Below are 12406 nucleotides of genomic sequence, written 5' to 3' on the forward strand. Positions count from 1 at the left end.
ATGGTTGTAAACTAGACAGTTTTTATGGTGTTGTGTCTTCGTACTCTCCCCTGGGCTGTTCATCATTTAAATAACTTACGTATTGGCGATGTAAATCTTTTACCGCACTGACGATAGCATTTTGCGCTTTTCCTTGATAATGGTCCGTAATATCTTGAATGATTTCTTCAATACCATCTTGCAAACTATGTCCTCTCAACATTTGAGCGACGAAGTCTCTACCATGCTCTGTCGCAAGCGTACATGACGCTTCAATAATGACGTGATATTTATGATCTGCTTCAATTGTAATTGTTAATGTCTCGTACATACTGCGAACAGCCATCCCTTTCGGAAGTCTCGAATGTCCCGCCATAAAAAAAGTCCCTTTACGCATATTTCATCCTCCGTTACTATGTTAAGAACCAGTAAAACAATGTACACATTTACATTGGATTTGACTGCCCCTATCCTTATGGCTCGTCCTCCTGCTAAGGAAGTTCAAGTGGAAAGAAGTTGTTCCTCTATTCATTTTCAAAAAGGCATTCGGGCTTACAGAGAGGCTAATCACTGTCATCCGATAATAAGTTAATCATAATTCAAGTACACTGAATATTCAATGTTCTTTTTTTGCAAATTTCATGAATAAAAAAAGAAAATTCTCTCGCCCCGGCACATATACTGTTCAAAAGAAAAAAGGAAGTGGTCTCATGTATTACGGAACGAAAGGTTGGTACGTAGCTGAGCTTAAAAAATTAGGTGTTCGCTATCATGAAGGACGAAAACTAGAAAGTTACCGCGCACACGTATTACGCAATTTATTAATCGCACAACAAGAGACAACGAAAGAAGAGTAATTTACTAACAAAACAACTCTCGAGATATATCGTCTATTCAACAAATTCCGGCAAATCACCCATCTAAACTACCAACTAATTACACATTGATACAAACCCAAAAAAGGTCACCCAAACAGGCATGCCCATCAACTTAAGAATTCCGAATCACCACAAAACGAAAAAATAAGCTTTTTTGTCACAAGTGTAGTTTTGTAAAAAAGATTGATTAAAAACATCAAACCTCTATAGATTTCTTAGAGGTTTGATGTTTTCTTGTTGGATATTTATGTTAATCTAACGATAAACATTGTGAAGAAATGTAGTTCAACTAACGGGGCAGGTTAGTTGAAGATTACTTTGACCTTTGTTCAACAATTGGGCCATTTAGTTGAAGATTTCATCAAATAAGTAATAATATTTAAAGGAATAATTCATTCTGATAAAGAACATTAAAAAACGTGATGATAAGGAGGCGATTGTATGGCAAATCATGTAGAAAATCTATATAACTATCATGTATGGGCAAATCAACGGATTATTGATCATCTTAAGACACTTTCTCCTGAGAAATATCAAAAGGAAATGAAAAGTGTCTTTTCTTCTGTTTCAAAGGTTTTATCTCATCTCTATTTGGTGGAATATGGATGGCTTCATACCCTCGAGGGTCAGAGTATGAATGAAGCAATGCAATCTTCATTTCAAATTCAAGAAAAGATTGAGAAACTGCCCATTGAAGACTTAGAAACGGAATTTCACACTTTAACATCCCGGTTTAAAACCTTTTTGAACAGACAGGAAGATATGGAAAAGAGAATAATGTTGGATAATCCATGGGCAGGATTAAGAGAAACAAGTATATCTGAAATGGTCTTACACGTTGTGAATCATGGAACCTATCATAGAGGGAATATTTCAGCTATGTTACATCAGTTGGGTGATTCTTCAGTTATGACTGATTATGCTTTTTATTGGTATTCTTGAAATGTTATTCATTAAGGCTCAGTAAAATAATCAAACTTTTTTATAAAAATCTCATACTTAGCTAAAAAGAGTAACTCCATTTTGATCAATCTTTATTCAAAATGGAGTTTTTGTATTTGTTGTTAAATAAAAAAGGATAATCAGCCCTCATAATGGACTAACTATCCTGTAATTTATTATCTAAATTTAATAAACAGGTGACCTTTCCTATTCACAAACAAGAATTTGTCTAGAAAATGATCCTTTTCTTGTAATACAGCGATCTGTAATTTCAAATCCTGCTTCATGGATCATGTCGTCCATTGTTTCCATCGTGACAACGACTACCTTTTTAGCGATGCGGCGTGCACTGGAAAGAATGGAGAACTGGTCTTCTGGTGTTGCATGCGTAAATAAGTCGTACGGCATATCGATAATTGCGACGTCGTAGTTCTCAGTAAGTTCTTCAATCGGGCCATTTGTTACTGTTCCTTCAAACCCGAAATGCGCGATATTTTTTCTCGTTCCAAGAACTACAAGTGGATTGATATCTCTACCAACGATGTTAATCCCCATAGAAAGTGCTTCTACTACTACTGTTCCAATACCACAGCACGGGTCAATTGCTCGTACTCCATCTGGATTTGGTACAGCAATATTGGCAACTGATCTCGCAACACGTGTGCTCAGAGATGTCGAATAACTATGCGGTTTTTTTATGTGATGATACCAAACTGGTTCACTTTCTACATAGTGTCCGAAGTACCAACGTCCTCCAAGAGGAACAATCCCGAATACACGCTCTGGATTACGAACATCAGCTTCTCCTTCAATATGCATGCCGAGGTCTCGTTCAATGAGACGTCTGTCTCCATATTCAATTTTATTCTCTCCAACAAGGTCATTAATTTTAACGAAGATGACTTTGAACGTCGCCCCCGCCAAATCAATTTGTTCCACTTGTTTTAGAATACTTTCTAAGTCGTCTCCTTCATACATAACCTCAACGCGCTCTTTAATAAACGCACTTCTACTCGGGTCAATTTTGACATCACTTTTCAAAATATTAACGTGAGACTCCATTCCAAAGAACGAGCGCATTTCCAAGTAACATAAAGCACGCTCCTCCTCGCGAAATGCATACGTATATATACATGCAGGTGTTTTACTATGATTACTCAATCTATTATCATCCTTTATCGTTTTAAATTGTTATGATTACAATTACTCGAATACTATTTATATAAAATTAAATGATATCACATGCCCGAAATAAAGAGAAACCTTTATAATTCGTTTCACAAATAAAAAAGACTGCCTATTGATATTATCCCCTTTAGGTAGACAGTGTTAAAAAGACCATGTATAAACATGGATGTTACACTATTACTTGGAGGGGATTTTTCATGGCAAAAAAAGGTACAACATTTAATACATACTCGGAAGAAGTAAAGTTATCAGCTGTTCAAAGTTATTTAAACGGAGAAGGAAGCTACGATATGATAACGGAGAAATATCAGATTAAAAGCTCTACACAACTTAAAAATTGGGTAAAAAAATATAAAGAATGTGGTGAAATTACAGATGCTCGTGGGAAAAATAGTGGAATGAAAGGGATACCAAACCCTTTAAAAGGCAAACGTGTTCATTTCAACACCATTGAAGAGGAACGTGACTACTATAAGGCTCAGGTTGAATATTTAAAAAAGCAGTATCCAAATCTGTAAATGGGGGCGTACCAAAATATAAAGAGAGATATCGTATCATTGAATCATTAAAGAGAAAATATCCAGTTCTATGGCTTACTAAATTTGCGGGTGTACATCGTTCAAGTTACTATAAGTGGATTCATACAAAAAGCATAAAAAACATGCGACTAGAGTCCGATCAACGATTAAAAAAGGTAATACAATCTATTCACGTAAAGCACAAGGAATATGGTTATCCACGTATGAAAATCGCTTTACAAGAAAAAGGTTATTTTATAAATCACAAAAAGGTATATCGCTTAATGAGTGAGCTCAACATTCAGTCTATTATTCGGAAGAAGCGTCGCTTCTTTAAAGGGAACTATTCCAATGTTTTTCCGAATGTTTTAAACCGTGAATTTAAAAATCGTCAACAAAATGAAGCACTTGTTACAGATATTACGTACCTACGATTCCAAGAGGGATTTCGGTATCTTTCTGTTGTCCAAGATATTTATAATAACGAAGTTGTTTCTTGGAAAATATCCAAGCGCAATGATAATGAACTTGTATTAGATACAATTGAAATGTTGGCACAAAAAAGAGATGTGCGTGGAACCATTCTCCATTCAGATCAGGGATTCCAGTACACATCTCATGCCTACAACAAACGACTTTTAGATTTAGGTATCATTGGCAGCCACTCTCGCAAAGGAAACTGCCATGATAATGCCTGTATCGAGTCATTTTTCTCCCATTTTAAATCGGAGATGTTGTATTTGAATCATTTTAAAACAGAAGAAGATTTAATACAAGCAATTGAAGAATATATTTACTTTTATAACTATAAACGGTTCCAAAAACGACTCAACCATCGAGCTCCGATAGAATATCGAATCTCGATGGCTGCTTAGTCTTTTTAATACTGTCTACTTGACAGGGATAAGACCACTATTGGCAATCTCTTTTACTATTATCTCTATTAATTAACGGAAAGAAGATACGTTGTTACCCGTTTCTTCGTAGTAATCTAAAATACCTTGATAAATAGCTTCCGCTGCACTTTGTCTCTGTGCTGGTGTAGCTAGTTTATCTGCATCACTTTTATTATCTACAAATGCTAATTCTGCTAATACAGCTGGCATTGTGTTTTCTCTAATTACATATAAATCGCCTTTCTTCACACCGCGATCTTTTGTTCCAAGTGCATCTACAAGACGCTCTTGAATTTTCTCTGCTAATAAACGACTTTCTGATACATTCGGGTTTGTCCCTCTTGCTGTCGCTGATTCATAGTAGAATGTTTCTGTACCTTGTCCTTGTTTACTATCCGTACCATTACCATGAATACTTACAAAAATATCACCTTTATTTGCCTGAGCAAATTCTACACGTTTTTGTAAAGACTCAGCTGCAGTGTTTCCTGGACGTGTATCATTCTCACGAGTTAACAACACAGTAAACGGTGTCTTTTTCTCAAATATTTTCTGTAATCGTAATGATACATCTAATACGGTTTTACTTTCTTTCTCGTAATAACCAGGGTTCCCCGAGTCAATTCCACCATGACCTGGATCAATAATAATCGCTTTACCTTCTAAGAAATTATCTTGTTTCACTGGGTTTAATTGATTTTTATCAACCCATTGGAAGCCAGTGCCCATACGGATACGAATCCAGCTATCTTTTTCTTCAATAACAGTTACTTGTTGTGCTTTATGTGTTCCTGCCACGGTAGACTTATGTGTAGCTTCTTGATATGTAGTAAAATCTTGATTAATAGATTCTGTTTTTTCTTGTGATGGTGTCCACTTCTCACCTTTACTTGTTACAACCTTTAACCAACCATCCGCTCTTTGCTCTTTCACTTCAATCATTTGTGGTTTATGTTGAGTGTCAGTAATACCAGATGATAATGATGCTTGATGATATGTAATAAAGTTTCTATTCATATACATTCTTTTCGATGTATTTGTTTTATTTTTATCTGCCATCGCGATGAACTGAGCTGCTTCAGCACGACTTACAGTACCGTCAGGATTCCAGCCATTTCCTGTACCTTTAGAAATCTCTAAAGCTACTAAAATATTAGCTTGTTGCTTACCCCAATGCTTTTCTAAATCTTTAAACTCGGTTGGAAGTTCTCCAATAATTTTCTTATCTAATGAATATGCTTGTACAAGCATAGATGCCATAGATGCACGGTTAATTTGGCTTGATGGATTGAATTTCCCAGTACCATCTCCACTAATTACACCCGCTTTTTCTACCGCAGCAATATATGGTGTTGCCCAATGATTTTGCGAATCTTTAAAAGATGGTTTCGCTTTTGGATCAATTGGTAAACCAAGAACGGTTGCTAATATTTTTGCAGCTGATCCTTTATCTACTGCTTCAGATGGAGAAAACGTTCCATCTGGTTTTCCATCAAGCGCTTTTTTCCCTACTAAATAATCAACTGATTCTTGCGCCCATGTAGGAACATCCGAAAACTTTTTCCCCGCTGCGAAACTACTAACTGGAGACGATAATAAACTTGCGGCTAAAATACCAGCCGCGACTGCACGATACTTCATAAATAATAATACTCCTCTCGAAAATCAACGTTTACAACGCGAAATCTTAATATATAAATTACAGAAACAGACGAACAAAAAAAATTAGTGCGCCTCTATCATTTTATAATACTAGAATTCTGTAGTAAACCTACTTTATTAATATTTTAAAATAAAATACATTTGTATTTTTTATACACAAAAAAGTGGTTGATTCATAGAATCAACCACTCTCTCACTATTCTACTATCATTTCTGATAACACATATGCATAAACAAGTGCTTCTGTATGTGAAATCGAGCTTTCATGCGTACGCTCAAATGCGTGAGAAGAATCAATACCAGCTCCAATTAACGCATGTTTCACATCAAATCCAGCGCGAATCGCAGCTGATGCATCTGATCCGTAGTATGGATAAATATCCACTTTATATTCAATAGCGTTCGCTTTCGCCAGTTCAACTAAATGTTTACGTAAAGCGTAATGGTATGGACCACTAGAGTCTTTCGCACAGATGGATACTGTATATTCATCAGATGCTTGTCCATCACCTAACGCTCCCATATCAACTGCTAAATATTCTACCGTTTCCTCTGGAATATTTGAGTTTCCACCGTATCCAATTTCTTCATTATTAGAAATTAAGAAATGTGTTGTATATGGTAATGTTACCTTTTCATCTTGCAATCTTTTAATTAGTTTTAATAGAATTGCTACACTTACTTTATCGTCTAAATGACGTGATTTTATGTATCCACTCTCTGTAATTTGAACGCGTGGATCAAATGAAACGAAGTCTCCTACTTCAATTCCTAACTCACGTACTGCATCTGCTGAAAAGACACGCTCATCAATACGAACTTCAATATTTTTCTCATCGCGCTTCGCTTCCCCTGCATCTTTGTACACATGGACAGAAGTTTGATGCATTAAAATTGTACCTGTATACTTCTTACCGCTTGACGTTTCAATTTCGCAATATTCCCCTTCTACAGAGTTCCAGCGAAATCCACCAATCATAGATAGACGAAGACGACCGTCAGGCTTAATTTCTTTCACCATCGCCCCTAACGTATCAACGTGTGCAGTTAATAAACGATGCTGCTCATCATTCTTGCCTTTCACCGTTAAAATAAGAGCGCCTTTATTATTACGCTTCGTCTCTACATTCCACTCACTTACATAGTTTTCAATAAAATTAATAATTTTCGCCGTGTTTCCAGATGGACTTGGAATAGAGACAAGCTCTTTAATTAATTCCATCGTTTCTTTTGCATGATGTGCCATTGTCATGTTCCTCCTCATTCTCTCTACTATTTAGTATACAAAATTTACTATAAAACCTCTACTAATATAGTTTAATTTTCTAAATTATAATAAAATTCACTTTATCCTAACCTCAATGACAAAAAAGCACAGCATTAACGCTGTGCTTTTTTTATAAAGTGAAACTTTAATCAGTGGGGGTTTTGTTCATCCCCCACTGATTATTAGCCCGCACCAATCGGGCGTTTACGGGCAGTTGATCTCTCCCACCTAACTTCTTTGCTCCAGCCGAATTTTGAGGTGGGAGTTTTACTGCCCACAAATAGCGGGATAAAACTACTCTTCCGAAACGTCCATCAAATAAATCCCTCTTGTAAACCCGCCGCGCTCTTCTTCTTTCTTCTTACGAATACGCTCTACCTCTTCAATTGTTGCACCTTCTGCGCGCGCTAATGAAACAATAACTTCAAGTGCATCTGCAAGTGAATCTAACGCATGTTCACGATCTTTCATCGAAGCAAATTCACGAATTTCTTCTGTACCAATTTTCGCTAACGCTTGTATGTAAGCTTGTCCTGTTAATTTTTGTGCTGTATATGTTTTTCCAGACATTAAAATTTTCTCCGGGACACGATCTCTTACTAACCTGTTATAAGTTGACATCACTTATCCTCCTACTTTTAATAACACCCGCGCTCTGCTTTATCCCGCTATTTGCGGGCAGTAAAACCACTCTTTTTTCACACAAGCACTTAACATATCAATTCCTGATCCGTGCGCCCTTACTACCGGAAAGAAGTAATGCTCTGGTTCTTCTTTCTTATCACCGTATAAGGTTTGATACTCATCAGGAATCGCCTCTTTTTTCACATCCCGTTCTTTCTTCAATTCACCAGAGAAAGCAACAGTTGGATGTCCCTCAAAGCATAATATGTAAGTAAAATCATAACGATAACACCGATCATTTTCTTCATTTATTACTCCTAAAAAAAGTGCTAACACAATTATACTAAAATGTGTTAGCACTTTCTTCCCTTTATTCCCCTTTAAATGTTGGTAAACGTTTTTCTAGAAAAGCAGCAATACCTTCTTTATGATCCGCTGTTTGTCTCATCGCATATTGACCACGCTTTTCGAGCTGAAGCGTTTGTTCTAAATTAGAACGATTTACTTCACATAAAATTTGTTTCGTTTGAATCATCGCCTTGATTGGTTTTTGTAACCATTCATTAATTTTTTGCTTCACAGCCGTTTGGAAATCCTCACTGATTACTTCATCAATTAAACCGATATCCAGCGCTTCTGTCGCTGATAATTTCTTCCCTTCCCAAATGATTTTCTTCGTCATATTTTCACCGACGCGCTTTTGAAGGAAGAAATGGCCGCCACCATCTGGAATTAAAGCAATTCCAATAAAGTTCATCGCAATAACTGATGATATATCTGCCATGACATAATCAGCTGTTAATGCAATACTTAATCCAAGTCCAGCAGTCGGCCCGTGAATTGCACTAATAACAAGCTTCGGCATCGTATATAACGTCACAACGATTTCAGAAATTGTATTCATGATGCCTTCAAACTTACTTTCATCATTACTTGAAAGCATCGATTTAATATCTCCACCCGCAGAAAAACCACGGCCACTTCCGCACAACACAACAACGTGAACAGAACTTTCCGCCACTTCTTTCAACTTTTGTAATAACTCTTTTAACGTTGGTTCATCTAATGCATTTAAAACCTCTGGACGATTGACCATAACCGTTGCTACGCGTCCTTCATATTTCACAACAACAGATTCTTTTTTACTTGTTACTTCCATTATATATACCCCTCTTTTCCACATAAAGATTATACTTATATAATTATAGAAAGCATGTTAAAAATCCTTCTTTTTTTCTTAATTTTCTGTCTAATATCCTCATAATTTGTATATATCTCCGTATAAAACATACAATTTCGTTAAAAAATATAGAAATTAAAGTCGGTTTATCCATGCTTTTCATCTATTTACCATTACAATGAAATGGTGTATTCTTAAGTTTGATGCAAAAAAACAAATATTGAAATTCATTCGCCTTATTATGTAAATAAGGCTTTTATCCCCATCTCTTGGGTATTGAACTAAAGGAATGAAGAAATGGAGGAATATATGGTTAATAAGTTGAAACAAACGGATAACTACTTCCCGCATTTCCTATTGCTATTCATTGTGTTTCAACCAATTTTAGATTTATTAACGTCTTTTTCAATCTATGTATTACACATGAGCGCAACTGTTGGAATCGTAGTCCGTTTTGCCTTTATGCTTCTTGCATTAGGTTATCTACTTCTTCATAGAAAACAACATGGGGCGAAAAAGTACATTCTCTATTTATGCCTACTCGGGATCGTACTAGCAATTGGCCTTGTAAATAATATGATGATTAAATCTCCAGTTTCATTTGGCGAAGAAGTGAAATTTATTTTAAAGAGCATATATCCAATTGTGCTACTGTTTGGATATATTATCGTCTTTAAAGAGTTAAAAAATAAAGAATATACGTTTCATAAAATCATTACATATTTCTTATATGCAACTTTAATTTTAAGCATCACACTGATTGTTGCAATGCAAACTGGTACAGATTTCCCAAGCTATCCTCACTCAAAGATCGGTTCAAGAGGTTGGTTCTTTGCTGGAAATGATTTAAGTTCTATTTTTGCAATTATGTTCCCAATCGTATTGTTATATTCGATTCATAAAACAACTTCTTTCTCGAAAATCTATTACTGGATTCCAACAATACTTGCGATGTATGCAAGTATTATGGTCGGAACGAAAGTAGGATATGGTGCAATTGTTCTAACGCTTGGCGTGGCACTTTTATTCTCATTCATTGAATATATGATTCATCGCAAAAAAGAAGGAAAAGGATTCACATATCTCATAAATACAATTGTTGCCGCTATTGTACTAGGAGGTTTACTTGCCCTTACACCGCATACTCCTATCGCAAAAAATATGGGCATCCACATGCAAATATACGAATACAAAAAGTCAGTACAAGAAGAAAAGGATAGAAAAGAAGGAAAAGTAATTAAAGAAGATCCAGACGCAGAGAAAAAACATGCAAAAGGTGAACTAACAGACTCTGAAGTCAAAAGTTTAATTTACAGTGATCGCGATAAGTTTTTAAAAGTATACAAACAATACTATAAAGACGCACCACTATCACAAAAATTATTCGGAATGGGCTATGCTGGTAACTACACAGTTAAAATTAAATTAATCGAAATGGACTTCCACGATCTATTCTTTGCATTCGGAATCGTCGGTTTCCTTATTTACTTAATACCGCTTCTATACTTCGGTATTAAATTATTCATTCGCATCATCACAAACTTTAAGAAAATATTAACCGTGAAATATATGCTATTAGCTAGCGCCATTGTACTATCACTCGGAATCGGCTTTATGTCCGGCCACGTATTAACAGCGCCGTCCGTTAGTATTTTCTTCGTCGTTATACTCGCTTACTTAATTGTTGATTTAGAGGTAGAATAACGTGAAACCTTATTCAGTGGGGCTTTTGTTCACCCCCCACCATCGGGATAAATGAATAAAAAAACGCTTAGAGAAATAATTCTCTAAGCGTTTTTTTGTCCTAACACTCCCTTACCGCCTCTAGTATTCAAAGTACTAATTCTTTCTGCTCCAGTAATAAGTGGTTTTGCTCGTTTAATTAAATTTTGCGTAGACCCTAAAGTTAAAGATGCCTGGTGCGCATCTTCGCTATCCCATACCTCAAAAACATATACAGCATTCGGTTCATCATCAGAAGTACTTATAATATACACCTCACACGTGTCCAATGACTTCATCGATTCCGCCGCCTCTAACAAAATATCCGCTAATACATCTCGATTACTTTCTTCTACAGTGAATTTTCCATACAACCCGAAGTTACTCATTTTCTCTCCTCCTTAATTATGAAACTCCCCTTATCCAAACTAATATTTCTACGTCAATATGTATGTTTCCTGTAAAAAAAAGACCGAATCACATTCTGTTTCGGTCTTTGAAGCAAAACTATTTCTTTCTATTGAAAAGACGCCCGAATCTCCTCCAACACCTCATCAATATTATCCTTCGTAATGACAATACCGAAATCTTTCGGGACATTGCTATCTTCCTCATTCACAACTTCATGCGCAATCAACTTTCCAATTTCCGGTCTAAAATGATGCCCATCCATATAGTTATCTAAATTCGTTGTAACGGAATTGATATACATGAAATGGTAAACTTCTCCAAATACATCTACAGCGTCATGAAGCCATTTTTTATAATCATCCCATCGCCCTGATTGAATCATCGTACGGAACAGAGGCTCTGAAACAGGCGTTGTAAAAATATAAAACTTCGTGTTCGGATTATGAGCCTTTACTGTTCCTAATATTTCTTTCATATTTTGATACTCATAATTCCCGCCATAAATCTCTTTACTAAACTTATCTACTTGCGCCGCTATTTGCGCATCACGTTCTTCTTTCGTATAATCGCGCATCGACTTTACATTCTCTCGATTATACCGATCAATAGTCGTATTATGATGGATAGAGTTTTCAATTGTATTCTTTGAATAAGTAATCCCGTCCATACTTACATACGATTTGACCGGATACAATAAACTTTGCGCCTGATTAATATACGCTTCTGGTTTATCAAAACCAATTTCCCGATTTTTGTTCGTTCCAAGGAAATCTAAACCAAGTACAATAGAAGATAATTCACTACCTTTTTGTTCTTTTGCATATTCAATATATGCATCATACTCACGCGGGTCTGTACTGCTTACCGCATAATTAAATGCGTTTAACCCGGTGAAGTCATTCTCGTTAATAAAAGTCGTTCTACTACTTCCAAGTATAACTCCATCATATGTAAACGGACGGTATGTTATATAGTTCGTTTTCTGTTGTCTCTCGTTAAACCCGTACTGAACATCATTCCACTTATTTTTATGCGGGAATAACCAAAGAGAATCTATATAGCTATTAAATATCCCGACACCTGCCAGAGGAACAAAAACACATACAAAAACGACAATAAGCCAATGTTTGTTTTTCATA

At 35.9% G+C, this 12406-nt stretch carries 12 protein-coding genes and 1 pseudogene; 4 read left to right on the top strand and 9 right to left on the bottom strand.

Going from position 1 to position 12406, the window contains the following annotated elements; all coding sequences use genetic code 11:
- Positions 1–22: 22 nt before the first annotated feature.
- Positions 23–376, bottom strand: a complete 354-nt coding sequence (locus tag MKX77_RS19655; protein ID WP_341307557.1) for a DUF3870 domain-containing protein — start codon at positions 374–376, stop codon at positions 23–25.
- Positions 377–620: 244 nt separating this feature from the next.
- Between MKX77_RS19655 and MKX77_RS19660 the strand changes: the two genes are divergently transcribed.
- Positions 621–836, top strand: a complete 216-nt coding sequence (locus MKX77_RS19660) for a YflJ family protein (RefSeq protein WP_003187606.1) — start codon at positions 621–623, stop codon at positions 834–836.
- A 462-nt stretch (positions 837–1298) separates the two neighbouring features.
- On the top strand, positions 1299–1799 hold the full coding sequence (locus MKX77_RS19665) for a DinB family protein (protein WP_001273686.1): 501 nt from the start codon (positions 1299–1301) through the stop codon (positions 1797–1799).
- Between the two features lie 207 nt (positions 1800–2006).
- On the opposite strand, the gene MKX77_RS19670 is transcribed toward MKX77_RS19665, so the two are convergent.
- On the bottom strand, positions 2007–2960 hold the full coding sequence (locus MKX77_RS19670; protein ID WP_215555392.1) for a TRM11 family SAM-dependent methyltransferase: 954 nt from the start codon (positions 2958–2960) through the stop codon (positions 2007–2009).
- A gap of 224 nt (positions 2961–3184) precedes the next feature.
- On the opposite strand from MKX77_RS19670, the gene MKX77_RS19675 reads away from it, so the two are divergent.
- A protein-coding gene (locus MKX77_RS19675) for an IS3 family transposase (RefSeq protein ID WP_341306816.1) occupies positions 3185–4380 on the top strand; the annotation gives its coding sequence in 2 pieces (ribosomal slippage) (positions 3185–3491 and positions 3491–4380; 1197 coding nt in all).
- 72 nt (positions 4381–4452) lie between these two features.
- Here MKX77_RS19675 and MKX77_RS19680 read toward each other — a convergent pair.
- From MKX77_RS19680 to MKX77_RS19700, 5 genes and pseudogenes are all read right to left on the bottom strand, one after another.
- Complete coding sequence (locus MKX77_RS19680) at positions 4453–6042, bottom strand: N-acetylmuramoyl-L-alanine amidase (protein WP_341307558.1); 1590 nt, start codon at positions 6040–6042, stop codon at positions 4453–4455.
- A 217-nt stretch (positions 6043–6259) separates the two neighbouring features.
- The gene (locus tag MKX77_RS19685) at positions 6260–7309 is read right to left on the bottom strand and encodes a M42 family metallopeptidase (RefSeq protein WP_215555390.1); all 1050 of its coding nucleotides are present in this window, start codon (positions 7307–7309) and stop codon (positions 6260–6262) included.
- 315 nt (positions 7310–7624) lie between these two features.
- Positions 7625–7951, bottom strand: a complete 327-nt coding sequence (locus tag MKX77_RS19690) for a nucleoside triphosphate pyrophosphohydrolase (RefSeq protein WP_341307559.1) — start codon at positions 7949–7951, stop codon at positions 7625–7627.
- Between the two features lie 39 nt (positions 7952–7990).
- Positions 7991–8262: pseudogene (locus MKX77_RS19695) on the bottom strand (hypothetical protein).
- Between the two features lie 62 nt (positions 8263–8324).
- Positions 8325–9113 carry an enoyl-CoA hydratase gene (locus tag MKX77_RS19700; RefSeq protein ID WP_215555388.1) on the bottom strand — a complete coding sequence of 263 codons (789 nt, stop codon included), beginning with the start codon at positions 9111–9113 and terminating at the stop codon, positions 8325–8327.
- Between the two features lie 330 nt (positions 9114–9443).
- Here MKX77_RS19700 and MKX77_RS19705 point away from each other — a divergent pair, with 330 nt between their 5' ends.
- Positions 9444–10838 (top strand): O-antigen ligase family protein, encoded by a 1395-nt coding sequence (locus tag MKX77_RS19705; RefSeq protein WP_215555387.1) that lies wholly within the window; start codon positions 9444–9446, stop codon positions 10836–10838.
- An 83-nt stretch (positions 10839–10921) separates the two neighbouring features.
- Here the strand turns inward: MKX77_RS19705 and MKX77_RS19710 are convergent, their stop codons facing one another.
- Together MKX77_RS19710 and MKX77_RS19715 are read right to left on the bottom strand one after the other, a co-directional pair.
- Positions 10922–11245: a putative quinol monooxygenase gene (locus tag MKX77_RS19710; RefSeq protein WP_215555386.1), complete on the bottom strand. Its 324-nt coding sequence runs from the start codon at positions 11243–11245 to the stop codon at positions 10922–10924.
- 128 nt (positions 11246–11373) lie between these two features.
- Complete coding sequence (locus MKX77_RS19715; RefSeq protein WP_215555385.1) at positions 11374–12405, bottom strand: hypothetical protein; 1032 nt, start codon at positions 12403–12405, stop codon at positions 11374–11376.
- Between the last annotated feature and the right edge of the window lies 1 nt (position 12406).

This window comes from Bacillus sp. FSL R9-9410, assembly GCF_038050385.1.
GTDB lineage: Bacteria > Bacillota > Bacilli > Bacillales > Bacillaceae_G > Bacillus_A > Bacillus_A cereus_U.